The organism is Vibrio sp. M260121 (assembly GCF_036533715.1).
In the GTDB taxonomy this organism is placed as follows: domain Bacteria; phylum Pseudomonadota; class Gammaproteobacteria; order Enterobacterales; family Vibrionaceae; genus Vibrio.
In genome coordinates, this window is the sequence record NZ_JATABF010000007.1 from 103,214 (window position 1) to 120,723 (window position 17,510).

The following is a 17,510-nucleotide window of genomic DNA, read 5'->3' on the forward strand; positions in this document are numbered from 1 at the left end:
GATTTATGACAATTTGAATCTAGTGTGAAGTGAATGACAGAACCATGACATTACTTCACACGGATGGGGAGCAAACGATTATTTGATAATCAGTTTGGGACCTTGTGGTGGGACAAGTTATTTGAACGGTTTGATCTATTTGAGATATTTGACGTGCGCTTCCATCTCTTCGCCAATTTGCTTACGCATGTTCATCAAGCGAATAGCCGATTGTTCTAATGCTTTGTCCTCATCCGACGCAGGAATCCACTTTGGTACATCGGTTGGCTTTCCGTCTTCATCGACCGCAACCATGATGACGATACAATGCGTCGTTAGGCGGTTTTTTAACTCTTTTGGATCGCTCGCTTGCACATCAATCGCGATATGCATTGAGCTACGACCTGTGTAAATGACCTTCGCGCTGACTTCGACTAAGTTACCGACATGAATTGGCGCAACAAAGCGAATACCACCCGCATACGCTGTGATGCAGTACTTGCCACTCCAAGCCGCGCTGCACGCGTAAGCTGCCAAGTCGATCCATTTCATCACGGCGCCACCGTGCACTTTACCACCGAAGTTTACGTCTCCTGGTTCAGCAAGAAAACGAAGGGTAATATCTCTTTGACCACTGCTCATCTGTCATTCCTTTGTGCGTTGTTACTAACTTCAATGTATCAATAAGGAATCGATACTGGAATAGCTAATGCAACAAAATATTAACTTTTCTATCAACGTTTCAGATAAAGCCGTCAGATACAAAAAGCCACGCTAATGACCGTGGCTTATGAGATTGAATTATGATGTCGCTGGTGGTAAATCTGGGCTTGGCGATTGCATCTTCTTGCGAATCTTAATTTGCGACAAGATAACGCCAGAGATAACCAGCATGCCGCCAATGATGTGGTAAACATGCACTTCTTCGCCGAGCATAGTCGAAGCTAAAGCTACCGAGACCACAGGCATCAGGTTCATGAACATGGCACTAGAATCCGCGCCAATCAAATCAATCGCTTTCACCCACATTAAAGGCGCGAAGATAGAGGCAGCAATGCCCGCATAAGCAATCAACGGTAGCGCACTTTGGTTAGGTAGAAGTTGCTCACTGCTCAACCACAAGGGAGTTAGCATAACCAGCGAGAAAAAGCCCTGCATATATACCAAGGTCATGCTGCTGAAAGGCATTTTCCAGCGCTTTAGTAGCACACAGTAAATCGCGTAACAAAGGGCGGCTAACAGCATCAGACTATCACCTTGCGTCATGTCTTGATGTAGGAAGTAGGTAATGTCACCGTGACCCAGCATAAACGCCAAACCGCCTAATGAAATCACACCACCTGCCACACTCAGCATGGAAATTGACTTGCCCAACAAAGGCACACTCAAGAAAACGCTGATCAAAGGAACCAGAGAGGTGATCAGTGCCATGTTAGAAGCGGTTGTAGTAAGACCTGCGTAATACCCTAGCGATTGGTTTAGTACCATGCCCAGTAGTGCAAGACATGCTAGCTTACCAAGGTATGGACGAATCACATGACGCAGTCTGATCACCGCAGGTAAGCAAAATGGTGTTAGAAGCACCATGGCAACAAACCAACGGTAGAAGCTCATTGCGCTCGGTTCGATGGCACTTGCTGCCATTTTATTTACGATGGAATTCCCACCCCAAATCATGACAGTAAAAAACGGAAGCAAATAAACCATGAGAACCTCATCGCAGAATAATTGATGGCGCTAGTCTGACAGGTCTTTATAATGAAAAGTATCTCTGGAAAGACATAGTAAGCGATAGGAAGACAAATTTGAAAAAGAGCACTAGGAATCTTCATCCGTCATTATCGATTGATAGAGCACCATCAGATGTATTTATGAATTTTGAGGCCTTCCTGTCGAACACGGAAACTCGTATTCATAGTCATCCATGGGGGCAAGTTCAACTAATCAGTGGTGGTATCTTAGAAATGGATGCGGAGGATACTCGCTTCTTAGCTCCTCCTCATCTTGCGATTTGGGTGCCAGCGGGTATTCGACATAAGAGCTATAACCGCAAACCATTGGAATACTGCTCTTTAAATATTGCACCAGAGTTGACGAAGCACTTCCCTTCCAAAACCAGTTTGATCAAAGTGACGCCCATTGTCTCGGCGATTGTAGAAGATTTCCGTCAGCGCGATATTAATGTTGCTCAAAATGAAGAAGATAAGCGTCTTGTCCAAGTCCTTCTCGATCAGCTAGCCAAACAAGAAGTTGAGCATCACTTCTTGCCAACCACTGACAATAAGTACTTAGAGCCAATCTTAAAAGCTGTTGAAGAAGCACCAACGGATGAAATTAGTTTAGGAGAATGGGCGGAGAAGGTTCATACCACCGAGCGTACGTTAGCTCGCCATTGCCAAAGTGAGTTAGGGATGAGTTTTACTGAATGGCGATTGCGAGTTCGTTATCTGCACTCGATGGAGCTATTAAGAAAAGGACAAACCGTGAAAGAGGTGGCGTTGACGTTAGGCTATAACCAAGCTAGTCCTTTCATCGCAATGTTCAAAAAATACTCCGGCATTACACCGGAGCAATATAAGAACCGCTTGTTATAGCTGAGCGAGCACGTAGTCTAAGCCGCCTACAACTGCTGCAACTTGAGCGTCGTTACACTCTTCATCAGTCACTTTCGGGCTGTCTGGGTAAACTTCCGTAGTGGTGCCGTAAGTGCAGTTGGTTACGCCGCCACACAAACCCAGTTTCACCATTGGGTAATTAATCACACCAAATTGCACCACTGGCGAGCCAATGATTTCGCCTTTATCGTCAGCAGGTGCAATATGCGTTACCTTCGCTACTGACTCGATGACTGCTTTTTGGAACTCAGGTTGCGGGTTTTCTGTATCACCAACTGTGTAGAAACCGTCTGGGATCATGCCTTCGATGTATTCAAGACCATCACGTGCTGCAAGTGCAGGGCGGAATTCGGTCTCGTCAGAATCGGTGGTTTCGTGCAGGTCGATGTGCATTAGAACATCACCTAAGGTCGCAACAAGCTTAATCAAGTTAGCTGACTCTTCCGCAGGGCTATTTGCGTAGAAAGAGCGGTTTGGGTCAATCGCATTTGGATTCCAGCGGTTGATCACCTCGTACCCCCAAGGGCTGACACATGGTGCAACGACAATATTGAAGTGTTCTGCATAACGTTCAGCTTGTGTATCAACAAACTTCAGTGCGCCGTGCACACCACTTGTCTCGTAGCCGTGTACGCCGCCAGTGACCAAAACAACAGGTTTTGCTGCATCCCAGTTACGAGTCTTGATACAAAACAGAGGGAAGCGTGCCTCGTCGTAAGAAAGTGCGTCGTATTGCTCAACATCAAAACGCTCGCGAAGGGCATCAATCTTCGTCACGACTTCTTCTTGGTAGCTACGTTTTACGTCACGTTGCTCACACCAAGCTTTGCGTTCTGCTTCGCCCCATGGCTGACCTGGGGTACCGATTGGGTAAGTGTATCCGCTTTTCATCTATACTTTTCTTTTGTGTGCTTGAAAGGTAAGACAAGACTAGTCCTGTCTCAAAGCCACATCAACACAAAACACAATTTGTGACTTTATTCTTTGCAGAATCATAACTTTGCTGAGTGATTTAATGGTGTTACATTTTGTTACTTATTCAATTCCATAAAAGAGATAAATAAATGGCTGGAGCAAGCTTACTGACACTGTTGGATGACATTGCAGCTGTATTGGATGATGTCGCATTGATGTCAAAGGTAGCGGCGAAAAAGACCGCAGGTGTATTGGGCGACGATTTAGCGCTAAACGCGCAGCAAGTATCGGGTGTTGCTGCCGAACGAGAAATTCCAGTGGTATGGGCAGTCGCGAAAGGTTCATTTAAAAACAAGCTGATACTGGTGCCTGCGGCGTTGCTCATTAGTGCGTTTATTCCTTGGCTGATCATGCCATTACTCTTGATTGGCGGTTTGTTTCTCTGCTTTGAAGGTGCAGAGAAGATCTTAGAGAAACTGTTCCCTCATGCTCATCAGCATGAAGATAATGCGGGAGAGTCCTCTGAGACGGGCGAATCTGTGGAAGAGTATGAAAAGAGAAAAGTGGCGGGCGCGATCCGTACTGACTTTATTTTGTCAGCTGAAATCATCGTGATTGCGTTAGGCACCGTCACAGGAACAAGTATCGTGACGCAGATTTTGGTAGTAAGCCTAATTGCGATCTTAATGACCATTGGTGTCTACGGTTTAGTGGCTGGCATTGTTAAGCTCGATGATTTGGGTTTCTATCTAGAGCGTAAATCCAATGGCGAAGGTCTGAAAGCCAAACTCGGTGGTGCGTTAGTGGCGTTCGCCCCGAAACTGATGAAGATGCTTGCGATTGTTGGTACTGCAGCAATGTTCTTGGTTGGCGGTGGTATTGTTGTTCATAACGTCCCTGCGATTCATCACCTGATTGAGCCTATCATTATGGACTTCCGTGGTCACACCATCGCTACTGCGATCGTACCGACACTGCTTAACGGTGTGATTGGTCTCATTGCTGGCTTGATTGTAGTTGCTGCTTGGACTGTGGTTGAAAAGGTTCGCGGTAAATAAGCGCGAGTTCAGTTTGTTGGGGCTGTATTAAAGCCAAAAGAAAAGGGTCATGCCTTTCCATATCGAATATGGTGGCATGACCCTTTTTCATTTCTTGAGGGTGATTACTTCACTTCCCACTCAATTTTTTCATTTGCGCGGATTGGCACAACGATGTCGCTGCCAAATGGCATCGTTTCTGGTACATCCCACGCTGCTTTTTCTAGCGTGACTGTATCTGTGTTACGAGCAATGCCGTAAAAATCAGGGCCATTCAAGCTTGCGAATGCTTCTAGGTTTTCTAGCTTGCCTTCGTTCTCAAACACTTCTGCATAAAGCTCTAGCGCTGCGTGTGCAGTGTAAGACCCAGCACAACCACATGCCGACTCTTTTGCGCCTTTTGCGTGTGGTGCTGAATCCGTACCTAGGAAGAATTTCTTGCTGCCGCTTGTTGCTGCTTCGATAAGCGCTTGTTGGTGGGTATTGCGCTTAAGAATTGGCAGGCAGTAGAAGTGTGGCTTAATGCCGCCGACTAGCATGTGGTTACGGTTGAACAGCAGGTGGTGAGCGGTGATAGTTGCTGCAACGTTGTCGGAAGCGTTGTTTACGAAGTTAGCCGCATCCGCAGTCGTGATGTGCTCAAGAACGATTTTTAGGTTAGGGAAGTCGTTGACGATAGGAGCAAGAACCGTGTCTAGGAATTCCTTCTCACGGTCAAAAATATCAACGTGGTTGTGAGTCACTTCACCATGAACCAAAAGCAGCATGCCAACTTCTTCCATCGCTTCAAAAACGTGGTAGATGTTCTTTGCGTCGGTTACGCCAGAATCAGAGTTGGTGGTTGCGCCTGCTGGATAAAGCTTTGCTGCAACAATTTTGCCTGTCGCTTTAGCTTTGCGGATTTCGTCTGGCGTGGTGTTGTCTGTTAGGTAAAGCGCCATAAGAGGTTCGAATTGCTCACCGTGTTGTTCAGCAAGGATGCGATCACGGTAGGCTAGCGCCATTTCAGTATTAGTCACTGGTGGGACGGTGTTTGGCATGATCAGTGCGCGGCCGTTATAACGGCTAATATCGCGAACGGTATCTTTTAGAACTTCACCATCGCGTAAATGAACGTGCCAGTCGTCAGGACGAGTAATAGTCAGTGTTGTCATTAATTGCTCCCACCATTTAAAAGTTATGTTTGGAGCCTAAACGCTGCATTTACCTCAAGAGCAAACGCTTGCGCTTAGGCGACAGGATGATAGTGGAATTGCACTTTCATTTCATCCCATTTTTCACATTTCTTTTCGGCAGGAGCTCAGTTGATTACTTCATCGTCAACCAAAGCGCGTGAATGGTGCCAGGTAGGAAGAAGAAGAACGTTAGGATCAGGTTGATGAAGAAGTCTTTCTCTAGACCTTTTTCCATGTAAACCGCCACTGGTGGAAGGAAGATACAAAGTAGAATTAGAATCAGTTTATTAGTATCCATGGTCTATGCTCCGGATAGGTTATGTTTAGTGTCAAAAAGTTGGCGAATTATGTGTGCGATGTCACGTTTTAGCAATCCTTATTTCGTCAATACTGTGCAAAATTATGGAACTCTGTTCATAAAGTGAGACAAAAAAGACCGCTAAAGAGGGGCAGCGCCAACCACCTTGGGAAGATACCTTATAAAAATTGAGTTTTTATAGGCACTTGGGTCATCAGTCTTATAAGGATATGATAGTCCAATAATGAGAAAGTACCTGTAGGAAGAAGGCTATGTCGCAATCAGTTTTGTCCCAAATTAATGTTTTTCCAGTTAAATCTGTCGGAGGTGTTGCCTTATCTTCCGCTTGGGTAGAAAAACAAGGATTGAGTTTTGATCGTCGATTTATGATTGCGACATCAGATGGTTCAATGGTGACCGCTCGAAAATTCCCTCAAATGGTGACCATTAAGTCAGCGTTGTTGCCCGATGGCGTGGTGTTTACCAGTCTTGGTGAAGAGCCACTAAAGATTTGTTATCAAGATTTCAAAATGCAGGAAGCGCCCGCAACGGTTTGGAAAGACAGTTTTACGGCATACACCACCACGGACGAAGCGGATGATTGGTTTAGTAAAGTGTTAGGTCTTCGCGTTGAGTTACTTTTTACTGGTGAGCAATCCAATCGTGTAAGAGAGAAGTTGGGCCACAACGTTAGCTTTGCTGACGGTTATCCAGTGCTTGTTATCAGTGAAGCATCGCTGGAAGAGTTAAATCGCAGAAGCTCTGAACAGCACTCAATGGATCAATTTCGAACCAACCTAGTGGTATCTAATACCAAGCCATTTGAAGAAGATTCATGGAAACGTATTCGCATTGGTGAAGTCGAATTTGAATCTGTAAAACCTTGTGAGCGTTGCATTCTAACCACCGTTAACACTCAACGCGGTACATTCCGAGAAAGCAAAGAACCACTTAAAACACTGCAAGAGTTCCGTGCGAATGAGCGTGGCGGGGTGTTCTTTGGCCAAAACCTTGTTGCTCTTAATGAAGGCATTATACGCTCTGGTGACAAAGTTGAAGTACTTGAATACAAAGAGCCAGAGTTTTATCCAGACAATTCTCCTAATCGAATGACGCTAACTTGTGTGGAACGAGAAGAGATTGCGCGAGACTTCGTCACCTTATGGCTTGAGCCAAGTAAAGGTCAGTTACCAACGTACTTACCGGGTCAACATTTACCTATCGAAGTGGATATAGAAGGCAAGAAAGTAGGGCGTCGCTACACCTTGTCATCTAGCCCATCTCGCCCGGGTCGCTACGCGATTTCGGTTAAGCGCGTTTCTGGTGGGCGTGTGTCTAATTCACTGCTTGATAATCTGCAAGTTGGGGATGTGCTGGAAGCTGAAACGCCAGATGGTCAATTTCATCTAAAAGAGCATTCCGTTCAGCCTCTGCTTCTACTGTCTGCGGGCAGCGGTGTAACACCAATGCTGTCAATGGTTCGTTACTTAGCTGATCACAACCAACTTGATGATGTGGTGTTCTACCATCAGTGCAGCAGCGAGATTGATATCCCATGTAAAGATGAGCTCGATGAACTAAAACGTCAGCATCCGGGATTAGATGTGAAGATTTGCTTAACTCAACCTGCGGTGGATTGGTTTGGTCTTAAGGGGCGAATCAGCTTATCCCATATAAAACAGATCAAAGATGTTGAACAACGACAAGTGTTCGTTTGTGGTCCAGATGGTTTTATGCAAAAGGCGAAAAACCTTCTACTCAAAAAAGGTCTACCAGAAGATAACTATCATCAAGAAGCATTCGGCGTTGCGGCTACCACAGCGAAGCCAGAGAAAAGTGTGGAGATTGAATTCAACGGCTTTAAGTTGATGGGTAACAACCAGCAAACGCTACTTGAGCAAGTAGAGAATGCAGGTAAAAGCATTAGCAACAGCTGTCGAGCAGGCTTGTGCGGTGCTTGTAAGGTTCAATTAGAATCAGGGTTGGTCGATCACCCAGATGTACCTGCTATCAGCGCAGAGGAGCGTGCGATGGGTAAAGTGTTGGCATGTTGTGCTATCCCACAAACGGACGTGACACTCGTAGACTGAACGCCTTAAAAATAAACCGTAACAAACAAAAACGCCGCTAACTTAGCGGCGTTTTTCTATTTAACTCAGAGCGGTTTCAAAAACAGATCGCTCAGGGATACAATCATAAACTAGTCGTAGATCGTCGGGATCGGCTGACGTTTGTGCTGAGTCATTTTGTAGATAGCTACAAGACGATCACTCACTTCTTGCGATACAGGCTTACCTTCTAGGAAGTCATCGATCTGCTCGTAAGTCAGGCTCAAAGCATCTTCATCTGCTTTTTGTGGCGCAAGTTCTTCTAAGTCTGCAGTCGGCACTTTATTCACCAGTTGTTCAGGTGCACCTAATGTTGCAGCCACTTCACGGACTTGACGTTTGCTTAAGCCGAATAGCGGTGCCATATCGCACGCGCCATCACCGAACTTAGTGTAAAAACCAGTGATGTTTTCTGCTGAGTGATCAGTACCAAGAACCAAGCCACCAACGTAACCAGCGATTTCGTATTGAGCGACCATGCGTGCACGCGCTTTTACGTTACCCTTCACGAAGTCCACTTTTGCAGCATCCGTTGGAAGAAGGTCTGTTCCTTCAAGTGCGACGTGAGAAGCGGCATGGAGACCATCGACACCAGCTTTAATGTTTACTGATACAGAGTGCGTTGGTTGGATGAAAGAAAGTGCGAGCTGTGCTTCGTCTTCATCTTTTTGCTCACCGTAAGGCAAACGAACGGCGATAAACTGGTAGCTATTGTCGCCAGCTTTTTCGTTCAGTTGGTCTACAGCCAGTTGAGCCAAACGACCACATGTCGTCGAGTCAACGCCACCGCTGATGCCAAGAACAAGAGACTTACAGCCTGCTTCTTGCAATTTACGCTTGATAAAAGCGACACGGCGTTCAATTTCGAAATGCGGATCGATAGAAGGGAGTACTCGCATTTCATCGCGGATGGATTGTTCCATTTAGGGTTCCTTTTCCTGCAAATATGTACGACACCAAATGAGTGTGAATAAATTCATACTGCGGCAGGCGTTTATAGCTCAAAAATGGTGAGAAACCATGCAGTTGATATTCATAAACGTCGCTTTAGTGTCAAAAAGCTCTAAAGATTAGTAGTATCATACCGAAATCATCGGATTAGAAAACTCTCTTCAACCAGGTAATCACCGGATATGAAAAAAATCGCCGTTTTTGGCAGCGCATTTAACCCGCCAAGCTTAGGTCACAAGAGTGTGATCGAGTCACTGAGCCACTTTGATCTCGTGCTACTTGAGCCAAGCATTGCACACGCTTGGGGCAAAAATATGTTGGATTACCCAATTCGGTGCAAACTGGTTGATGCCTTCATTAAGGACTTGGGGCTTTCTAATGTTCAACGCTCTGACCTGGAGCAAGCTTTGTACCAGCCTGGACAAAGTGTGACGACTTTTGCGTTATTAGAAAAAATTCAAGAAATCCACATGCAAGCCGATATAACTTTTGTCATAGGTCCTGATAATTTTTTCAAATTTGCTAAATTTTACAGAGCAGAAGAAATAACCGAACGTTGGACTGTGATGGCGTGTCCTGAAAAAGTCAAAATCAGAAGCACGGACATTCGTAATGCACTGTTAGAGGGTGAAGACATCAGTGCATTCACGACACCAACGGTCAATAAACTATTACTAAGCGAAGGCTTATACAAACAATCGTAATCTGAAAACGAAGAGGTCAGATTTTCATGGTCAGAGTTGTGGTACTTAGTGCATGCGCGCTGCTTGTGGCAACACAGGCTAGCTCTGCTTGTAACTATTTATCTGATCGTTCCGTCGTGTTTGCTGATAACACCATGCCTATCTGTGAAGATATTTTTGATAGCGTGGGTGTGTTAAGTATGGACACGATCAACTGGTACATTGCTGAAAAGTCGATTGAGGGGCCTACAGAGAGCTATTGGGATCAGTGGGCAATCAAATCGGAAGACACGCCGATTCTTACTCAGAATCTAGAAAGTAACTACTTTGGTCTTGGGCTTTGGATGCCAGAAGAACTGAGGGATGAAGAGGCGAAGATGAGCACAGAAGAGTGGCTAAAAAGCCATGGTTTGATGTTCAGCGTCGGTTTTGGTGATAAGAGCGGTGATGAACCAAGAATGCGTTTTGATTACCGCTGGCACGAATACTACGACGCCGATTGGATGATGCAGATAGAAGTGCCGTTTTAACCGAATTCAAAACAAAAAGGACGTACTGAGCACGTCCTTTTTTACATTCTTTTCTTCATTAGCTTTTATAGCGCTTCCCCAAACACTAAAAAACACAACTGTTCGTATTCTTCGTCGTTGTTGTTGAACAATTTCGCGACGATGTCCGCTTGCTTTTTGCCTGACAACTTCATCTTACGTGCTTCTCTTAAGGTCAAGACAAGACAAAGCTCTATCGAAATTGAAGAATCACAACCCGGCTTCCACTTATTAATCGAGTCTGTCAGTGGAGAGCTGGTCAACATTGGCTTTAGTGTCAGAACTTCATGTCTAACAACTGCCAGTAAATCCATCTGGTGTTCGCTACGTGCTTTTGTTGTCACCAACTTTTCAATCAACGCTGACAATAGAGCAGATGGCTTCACGTAACCTGCTTGTTGAGCAAATGCGTCAGTTAAGCGCACAGAAAAGTCACAGCGAGTTACTCGCGTGTTAGGCAAAAAGGTGAGGGAGCTCAAACATCCCTGAGGAATCCAGAAATACTGGCCCGGTTCAATGGCATACTCATGTTTACCCAATTTAATGATCGCCAAACCTTCTACTACTGATAGTAAGCTGTGTTTTAGCGCTTTTTTACGCGCAGCAACATTAAGAAAAGGGTAATTAGCGTCGTGAAATTCAATTGCGTAGTTCATTGTGAATACCAGAGTTTTTGGGGCGCTAAGGGTAACGCTAAACCCCTAAATTGCCAACCGGATAACAGATTTTTTTGCGAATAGAAATTGTAATGGTACTGGTATGACCATGTTAAAAGTATGGTCTGAATTGCTGCGGGTTGGCAAAACAATGCGTAAAATGTGCCAGCTCTTTTTGAAATGAATTGAATAATGACTGCCAATACCGATCCTTATATTGAAATTCGTCCATATAACGACGAAGAAATCCCAGCTGCGCTGGACCGCCTGATCAAAGACGATGAGTTTATCAGCGCGATTTTAAACCACCGTTTTGCAAACAAAGCGGCGTGGTTCAAAACTCTCATGAGTCCGATTATCCGTGTCTACTTAAAAGCGAAGTGGAGCAAATTGGATTCTGTAGAGGCAATTCAGCTGGAAGTGAAGAAGTATCTTCAAGATACGCTTAATCGCACCACTGATGGCGTGACGTTTTCTGGTCTTGACCAACTGGACAAGAATACGTCTTACTTATTTGTTTCTAACCACCGTGATATCGCGATGGATCCTGCTCTCGTAAACTACGGTTTGCACCAAACGGATCATCGTACAGTGCGTATTGCAATTGGTGACAACCTGCTTAAGAAGCCTTGTGCGACTGAGCTAATGAGACTGAACAAAAGCTTTATCGTTAAACGCTCGGCGAAAGCGCCGCGTGAAATGATGAAAGCGTTAGGCTTGCTATCAAGCTACATCAAGCACTCTCTTGATACCGGCAACTCGATTTGGATTGCGCAAAAAGAAGGTCGTGCCAAAGATGGTAATGACTTTACTGATCCTGCCATCTTAAAGATGTTTCATGTTGAAGGGCGTAAGCAAAAAGTAAGCTTTGGTGAATACACGCGTTCATTGAAGATTGTGCCTGTTTCCATCTCTTACCAGAATGACCCTTGTGACATCGCAAAAGCCAAAGAGCTGTATGAGAAAGCAGAGAATGGTAGTTACGAGAAAGGCGAATTCGAAGATATCGAAAGCATCATCCAAGGTATCGTTGGTTACAAAGGTAAAGTGCACGTTGCATTTGGTGATGTGATTGATCAAGAGTTTGAGACTCCGGACGAACTTGCGAACGAAATCGATCGTCAGATTCACAATAACTATCGTGTGTTCCCAATCAACCTGCTTGCTGCGGGTCGTGAAGATGAATCGATTACGGAGTCGGTAAAGTCTCAGTTGCAAGAGAAGCTGGAGCAACTGCCTAACGGTGCTCACAGTTACTTGGTGGCAAGTTACGCTAACCCAGTAAACAACCAAGAATGATTTAAACTTCGCTCAGTGCTTTGCAATAAAGCACTGAGTGCTTGGTTTTAGGAAGGAGTTTTCATCTAACCATTTCTATGGTGCAACTGCGCCACCTAGGGTCAAATTCGTTGGCCATTTCGTAACTCGATTTCCCCCCAAAAAGATATTGCCTTTTACTGTCATGGTGTCTGGAAATTCTGTCAGTTTAGAACCACCTATGTACAGGTTACCATCCACGATTAAACCTTCCGGGAGTTCGATAAGCGGCGTACGAATGACGCTTAGATCGCCTTTGACTCTTAATCTTGCAGGCAAACTGGTTAACGGTGTATCGGTTAAGTTTAAATAGCCGCCTAATTTGACACCGCGTGGCCAGCGCTCAATCTTACTACCGAGTAAGTTCGCGTAACCCTTAATTTTCACCCCTGGTCTTATCGTTTTTAATGCGCTGTTGGTGGCTTCTAGGCTTCCTTGAACATCCAACCCTCTAGGTAATTTGGTGATTGGTGTTTGTGAAATGTTTAGGTTGCCTTTAACAACCAACCCATCAGGTATCGTAGTATAGGGCTTATTACGAAGGTTAATGTTGCCATAGTTATCGGTATGGCCAAATTTGGCATAATAATCGAGCTCATAAGCGATGGATGAGCAGGAAAAAGCCGTCAGAGCGAGTGAGATAAGTAAAGCGCGCATAACCGATACAGTATTGATGATAAGTCGAAAAGGATAACGTAAAGCGTGTTAGGCCGCTACAGCCCAATGTCTCAAGAATATGAGATGCTGCCAAGAACGTGAAACGTTTCTTTGCTAACTTATGTGGTCTTCATTGAGGGGATATTCATGAACTTAAGAACGATTTCTATGCTGGTGGCGAGTACTGCTATGGCCTTCTCAGGCGTTGTATTAGCAAAATCTTACAGTACACCAGATACAAAGGCTCTAGTAGTGGCAGACGGGAAGCTAGGACAGCGGGTTTGTTACTACGACGATAAGGCATACACGACAGGGGCGGTGCTAAACATAGATGGCGTATTGCTCGTGTGTACCGATGAGAATGACTTTGAAACCAACGGTTCACTGAAGTGGGTTGTGTTTCAGAAAGACAACCAGTAACAAGCCAATCAAGCATTAAAAAAGCGAGCTAAGAGCTCGCTTTTATCTATATGTCGATTATATATCGATGATTAACGCGCTAGAGAGCGAGTCTTTAGTTCAAAGATAAGCTTTTCAGCACTTACTTCAAACTTGAATCGAGCCGTTAGCTCTTTAGATTCTTCTGTCAGTTCTGAAACGTTGTATTCAACGTCAGCACAAACTTGTGTTGCTAGTTCGATGTATTTCGCCAACTCAGCTTCTAGTGCTGCTTTAGTCTCTGCGAAAATCGTTACGTCGGCAACATCGTCACCTTCTTTGATGATAAACCCCATTTCACCAGCGCAACCGCAAGCTTCACATACTTGGTTTTCTTCTAATTCGACACTCATAACGAATCCTCTTGTAAATACTGTGGGTATTCTATCAGGTATTTGATCTCTATCTACAAAAATGAATGATTTTGGATAAAAAAGGCACGGTATGTTATGTTGTTAACAGTGAGTTAGTTAATTTTATTAGAACTTCCTTAAGGAAATTAATGTGATATGTATCAATATTTAAAATCAATTAACCTAGATATTCGTGAGATTTTTGTCAGGTTAGTTGAACTGGGGGTCAATTTATAAGACTATTTCCGGATTAATCATTTTTACATAATTATCATTCTTAGCCTGAGAATAGTTTCGATGAATGATTTGGTGCAAGGTTTTGATGGAGTGGACTTTTCGCCATATTTTGAGTCACATGTATTGACAGAAATGTCACTGTAAATTGCACGTTACGCAGTGCACTTTAGTTATGATTGGTCCTCTGATTTGTTGTTAGAGGCATACAGTACATAATGCTGAGGATGATTTTCATTCTGGCCTCATTTAATTGTGAGTTAGATGGATTTACAAAGAGAAGAGCTTAAAATATGCCAAAGCGTAGTAAAGAAGATACCGAAATCACTATCCAGAAAATCATGGATGCCGTTGTTGATCAGCTTCTAAGACTTGGTTATGACAAAATGTCTTACACCACGTTAAGTCAACAAACAGGTGTATCGCGTACAGGTATTAGCCACCATTTCCCTAAGAAAACGGACTTTACCGCCGCGTTAGACGGTCGTATCTTCAAAATGTTCGTAGAACATCTAGAATTTGATAAAGGTCTGGATGCGTTCTCTAAGAGCTGGATTAAGGCTCTAGAAGATACTGAATTCTTAGCGATCTTGCGTCTATTGTTCCACCATATTGTTACTTCAGAAAGCGCACATGAGTTTGCTGCAAATGGCATCGACCGTTTGTACAAGATGGCAGAAAGCCAATTTGGTGCAGGTAGCGACAAAGAGCTAGAGTGGTTGATTGGTCGTTCGTTGATTCAAATGAGCAAATAACCCCAAAACAAAAAGCCCCGCAACGTTGCGGGGCTTTTTTGTATGCCTATCATTTGTAATGGACAAACAAGGGCTTAAACGCGCTGATTAAGCCGCTGCGTGTACTTGAGGGAAATCCAAGGTTGGGTGCTTAGTCACGATTGAGCGGTAACCATAGACTTGCTCAATGCGTTCTGGAGTTAGTGCATTCCAAGGTGTGTCATCACATACTAACTTACCATCATGCAACAGAACTAAGCGGTCTGCATATTGAGAAGCTAAGTTCAAATCATGCAACACAATCACGACGGCAGCATTATTCTCTTTGGCTGCTGCGCGAGCAATTTTTAAGGTGTTGTGCTGGTGAGCCAAATCCAAAGCGGAAGTTGGCTCATCTAACATCAAGATTTTCTTATCGCCAGACTGATGAAGCTGAGTGAGAACACGTGCTAAATGCAAACGCTGCTTTTCGCCACCAGATAGAGCAGGGTAGAGGCTGTCAGCTAAATGCAAAACATCAGTTTGTTGCATGTAATGTAACGCGAGTTCACTGGTTTCTTTATTGGAGATAGAAAGAGGGATTGCTCCGAGCTCAATCACTTCTCTCGCTAAGAATGGAAACGTCAATGTGCTGTGTTGCGGCAACATAGCGACGTGTTTTGCACTCTCTGCAGGTTCCCAATCATTCTTTTGGGTACCAAAGAATTCGATATCATTTTGAGATGGGATTTCACCACACAGCAGCTTTAATAACGTACTCTTGCCGGCTCCGTTCGGACCAAGCAATGCTGTGACTTCTCCAGCTCGAATCTCAATACTGATGTCGTCCAGAACGACACGGCTTCCGTATCGCATCGAAATATTTCTGCCCGACAAAACGGTGTTATTCATTACAGGATTTTCCCTTTTTGTTGGAACAGTAAGTAGATAAAGAATGGAGCACCAATCAGTGCAGTAACGATACCTACTGGTAATTCTGCTGGTGCAACTGCGACACGTGCAAACATATCTGCTGCCGTAAGAAGTAATGCGCCCATCAAAGCAGAAATAGGAAGCAGAGTTCGATGGTCAGGCCCTGCGAGCATACGACCTAAGTGAGGAATAACAAGGCCGATAAAGCCAATAGCGCCACAGATACTCACGGTAATCCCCACACCTATTGCAGATAACAAAATGAGCTGTCGTTTTAGCTTCTGAACGGGAACGCCCAAATGCCTTGCTTCAGATTCGCCCAGTAGGAGAGCGTTTAGCGACATCGCTTTTTTCTGGAACCAGAACATCAGCAATACCAATGTCACGGCCGCTAAGCCAATACCAGACCAATTCGCACCTGCTAGTGATCCCATAGACCACAGTGTTAAGTCACGCAGCATTTGATCATCTGCGATGAAGTTCATGAAGCCAATTGCGGCTCCTGATAATGCACTGATAGCAACACCAGCGAGAAGCATGATGGTAACGGATGTACCAAACTTACTTGTACCTAACCAGTAAACTAAAACAGTAGTGATTGCACCGCCTAAGAAAGCAAAGAAAGGCAGTGCTGCTAGGTTCATTAATGTTGGATAGTTTTGGCTAAAATCAGCAAAAACGACGATAGCAAATGCACCACCTAGCGCCGCACCAGCAGAGACACCGATGATGCCAGGCTCGGCGAGCGGGTTCCGGAACAAGCCCTGCATGACGACACCACAGATCGCTAAAATGGCACCGATAAACATGCAAAGAATAGTGCGAGGAAGTCGTATTTCGTTGATAACGAGTTGGATGTGAGGAGCAAGATCAGAGCTTGCTCCTGTTAAGCTTCGCAGGCTGTCTGCGAAGCTGATATTCATTGGACCTACAGTAATTGAAGCAACTGCGATAAAGGCTAAGATGCCGGATAAAGCAAGCAGAATAGTAGGTAAAGGGGTACGTCTTAATAGCATTGAATCTCTCTACGGGTATAGCAGCTCATTCAGGCGCTTCGCTTCAGAAAGGCTCTTTAGTCCCAAACCACCTACGAGTGCGTGACCATCAATCGTCACGATGTTTTTGTTCATCCCAGCCGGCGTAGCAGCAAGTAGAGGCATCGCTTTCAAAATGGCATCTGCACCACCCATTGTTTGGTAACTGCGGCCACTTACTAGGATTACATCAGGCTGCATTTCAACCATGGCCTCTGTAGATAGAGGTTTGTATGACGATAGTTGACCTGCCGCTGGGTTTTCGCCACCCGCAAGCTGAATGATGGCATCTGGCGTGGTTTCTGAACCTGCAACGTTTGCTGGACGGCCTTCATGAATAAGAAGGAAGAGGACTTTCTTTTTGTCAGCTTTTGCAGGTTGGTTGCTCTCAAGTGCTTTTACTTGCGTTTCAACTTCAGTCTTTAGCGCTGCTGCTTGAGTTTCACGATGCATGATGTTGGCTATTTGGTCTATGCGATCCACTAGACCTTCAACATTTGCTTCTGTGTTTACAATCTCTACATCTACACCAGCAGACTTTAGTTGCTCAAGTGTTGTGCTTGGGCCCATTTCATCAGAACCAATCACCTTAGTTGGGCTAAGTGCTAGCAAGCCTTCAGCAGACAGACGACGGTGGTAACCTACTTTTGGCAATTCCATTTCTTTTGGCAGTTGGCTGGTGACATCAACAGCAACAAGGCTGTCTTTTGCATCAAGCGCGATAAGCAATTCGGTGACAGCACTACCCGCACTAACAACACGTTCAGAAGATGGGGCTTCATTGGCAAAAAGACTCGCACTTGCCAGCATAGTGACAGCTGCTGTTAAGGCGGTGCGAACTGGAGATAGTGTTTTATTCATTAGGA

Annotated in this window: 20 protein-coding genes; 8 read left to right on the plus strand and 12 right to left on the minus strand. The window is 44.7% G+C overall.

The genetic code is table 11. From position 1 onward, the window contains the following. Window positions 1–135: 135 nt before the first annotated feature. On the minus strand, window positions 136–621 hold the full coding sequence (locus QTO06_RS06460) for an acyl-CoA thioesterase (protein ID WP_331407236.1): 486 nt from the start codon (window positions 619–621) through the stop codon (window positions 136–138). Between the two features lie 159 nt (window positions 622–780). Then, window positions 781–1,686 carry a DMT family transporter gene (locus tag QTO06_RS06465; RefSeq protein WP_331407237.1) on the minus strand — a complete coding sequence of 302 codons (906 nt, stop codon included), beginning with the start codon at window positions 1,684–1,686 and terminating at the stop codon, window positions 781–783. Between the two features lie 98 nt (window positions 1,687–1,784). Between QTO06_RS06465 and QTO06_RS06470 the strand changes: the two genes are divergently transcribed. After that, a complete protein-coding gene (locus QTO06_RS06470; RefSeq protein ID WP_010452704.1) occupies window positions 1,785–2,573 on the plus strand; it encodes an AraC family transcriptional regulator in 789 nt (262 codons plus the stop codon). Here QTO06_RS06470 and QTO06_RS06475 read toward each other — a convergent pair. After that, on the minus strand, window positions 2,568–3,485 hold the full coding sequence (locus tag QTO06_RS06475) for a M14 family metallopeptidase (protein ID WP_331407238.1): 918 nt from the start codon (window positions 3,483–3,485) through the stop codon (window positions 2,568–2,570). The two genes, QTO06_RS06470 and QTO06_RS06475, sit on opposite strands and share 6 nt — an antisense overlap. Window positions 3,486–3,658: 173 nt before the next feature. On the opposite strand from QTO06_RS06475, the gene QTO06_RS06480 reads away from it, so the two are divergent. Continuing rightward, the gene (locus QTO06_RS06480; protein WP_331407239.1) at window positions 3,659–4,567 is read left to right on the plus strand and encodes a DUF808 domain-containing protein; all 909 of its coding nucleotides are present in this window, start codon (window positions 3,659–3,661) and stop codon (window positions 4,565–4,567) included. A gap of 104 nt (window positions 4,568–4,671) precedes the next feature. On the opposite strand, the gene pyrC is transcribed toward QTO06_RS06480, so the two are convergent. Both pyrC and QTO06_RS06490 read right to left on the minus strand, forming a co-directional pair. Then, window positions 4,672–5,700 (minus strand): dihydroorotase, encoded by a 1,029-nt coding sequence (gene pyrC, locus QTO06_RS06485; protein ID WP_020194060.1) that lies wholly within the window; start codon window positions 5,698–5,700, stop codon window positions 4,672–4,674. Between the two features lie 154 nt (window positions 5,701–5,854). Further along, window positions 5,855–6,019 (minus strand): YqaE/Pmp3 family membrane protein, encoded by a 165-nt coding sequence (locus QTO06_RS06490; protein ID WP_005453437.1) that lies wholly within the window; start codon window positions 6,017–6,019, stop codon window positions 5,855–5,857. Window positions 6,020–6,291: 272 nt separating this feature from the next. Between QTO06_RS06490 and QTO06_RS06495 the strand changes: the two genes are divergently transcribed. After that, entirely contained in the window at window positions 6,292–8,109 is a 1,818-nt protein-coding gene (locus tag QTO06_RS06495) for a hybrid-cluster NAD(P)-dependent oxidoreductase (protein WP_331407240.1), read from the plus strand. Between the two features lie 110 nt (window positions 8,110–8,219). On the opposite strand, the gene nadE is transcribed toward QTO06_RS06495, so the two are convergent. Next, window positions 8,220–9,050 carry an ammonia-dependent NAD(+) synthetase gene (gene nadE / locus QTO06_RS06500; RefSeq protein ID WP_331407241.1) on the minus strand — a complete coding sequence of 277 codons (831 nt, stop codon included), beginning with the start codon at window positions 9,048–9,050 and terminating at the stop codon, window positions 8,220–8,222. A 210-nt stretch (window positions 9,051–9,260) separates the two neighbouring features. On the opposite strand from nadE, the gene QTO06_RS06505 reads away from it, so the two are divergent. Both QTO06_RS06505 and QTO06_RS06510 read left to right on the plus strand, forming a co-directional pair. Further along, window positions 9,261–9,782 (plus strand): nicotinate-nicotinamide nucleotide adenylyltransferase, encoded by a 522-nt coding sequence (locus tag QTO06_RS06505; RefSeq protein ID WP_331407242.1) that lies wholly within the window; start codon window positions 9,261–9,263, stop codon window positions 9,780–9,782. A gap of 26 nt (window positions 9,783–9,808) precedes the next feature. After that, on the plus strand, window positions 9,809–10,291 hold the full coding sequence (locus QTO06_RS06510; protein ID WP_005441137.1) for a hypothetical protein: 483 nt from the start codon (window positions 9,809–9,811) through the stop codon (window positions 10,289–10,291). 65 nt (window positions 10,292–10,356) lie between these two features. Here the strand turns inward: QTO06_RS06510 and QTO06_RS06515 are convergent, their stop codons facing one another. Further along, window positions 10,357–10,965 carry a hypothetical protein gene (locus QTO06_RS06515; protein ID WP_054823708.1) on the minus strand — a complete coding sequence of 203 codons (609 nt, stop codon included), beginning with the start codon at window positions 10,963–10,965 and terminating at the stop codon, window positions 10,357–10,359. A 192-nt stretch (window positions 10,966–11,157) separates the two neighbouring features. Here QTO06_RS06515 and QTO06_RS06520 point away from each other — a divergent pair, with 192 nt between their 5' ends. Continuing rightward, window positions 11,158–12,264, plus strand: a complete 1,107-nt coding sequence (locus QTO06_RS06520) for a 1-acyl-sn-glycerol-3-phosphate acyltransferase (RefSeq protein ID WP_005441135.1) — start codon at window positions 11,158–11,160, stop codon at window positions 12,262–12,264. Between the two features lie 75 nt (window positions 12,265–12,339). On the opposite strand, the gene QTO06_RS06525 is transcribed toward QTO06_RS06520, so the two are convergent. Next, window positions 12,340–12,939, minus strand: a complete 600-nt coding sequence (locus QTO06_RS06525; protein WP_331407243.1) for a hypothetical protein — start codon at window positions 12,937–12,939, stop codon at window positions 12,340–12,342. A gap of 147 nt (window positions 12,940–13,086) precedes the next feature. Here QTO06_RS06525 and QTO06_RS06530 point away from each other — a divergent pair, with 147 nt between their 5' ends. After that, entirely contained in the window at window positions 13,087–13,359 is a 273-nt protein-coding gene (locus QTO06_RS06530; protein ID WP_032802124.1) for a YnjH family protein, read from the plus strand. Window positions 13,360–13,430: 71 nt separating this feature from the next. Here QTO06_RS06530 and QTO06_RS06535 read toward each other — a convergent pair whose 3' ends face one another. After that, entirely contained in the window at window positions 13,431–13,730 is a 300-nt protein-coding gene (locus QTO06_RS06535; RefSeq protein ID WP_005441132.1) for a YfcZ/YiiS family protein, read from the minus strand. Between the two features lie 527 nt (window positions 13,731–14,257). On the opposite strand from QTO06_RS06535, the gene QTO06_RS06540 reads away from it, so the two are divergent. After that, complete coding sequence (locus tag QTO06_RS06540; protein ID WP_005441131.1) at window positions 14,258–14,719, plus strand: TetR/AcrR family transcriptional regulator; 462 nt, start codon at window positions 14,258–14,260, stop codon at window positions 14,717–14,719. A gap of 87 nt (window positions 14,720–14,806) precedes the next feature. Here the strand turns inward: QTO06_RS06540 and QTO06_RS06545 are convergent, their stop codons facing one another. From QTO06_RS06545 to QTO06_RS06555, 3 genes are read right to left on the minus strand one after another with little or no spacing between them, the layout of a single operon-like run. Beyond that, window positions 14,807–15,589: a heme ABC transporter ATP-binding protein gene (locus QTO06_RS06545; RefSeq protein ID WP_331407244.1), complete on the minus strand. Its 783-nt coding sequence runs from the start codon at window positions 15,587–15,589 to the stop codon at window positions 14,807–14,809. Beyond that, window positions 15,589–16,626, minus strand: coding sequence for a FecCD family ABC transporter permease (locus tag QTO06_RS06550; protein WP_331407245.1), 1,038 nt, complete (start codon window positions 16,624–16,626; stop codon window positions 15,589–15,591). The genes QTO06_RS06545 and QTO06_RS06550 overlap by 1 nt, the downstream gene beginning before the upstream one ends. A 9-nt stretch (window positions 16,627–16,635) precedes the next feature. Next, window positions 16,636–17,505: a heme/hemin ABC transporter substrate-binding protein gene (locus QTO06_RS06555; RefSeq protein ID WP_005441128.1), complete on the minus strand. Its 870-nt coding sequence runs from the start codon at window positions 17,503–17,505 to the stop codon at window positions 16,636–16,638. Window positions 17,506–17,510 lie beyond the last annotated feature (5 nt).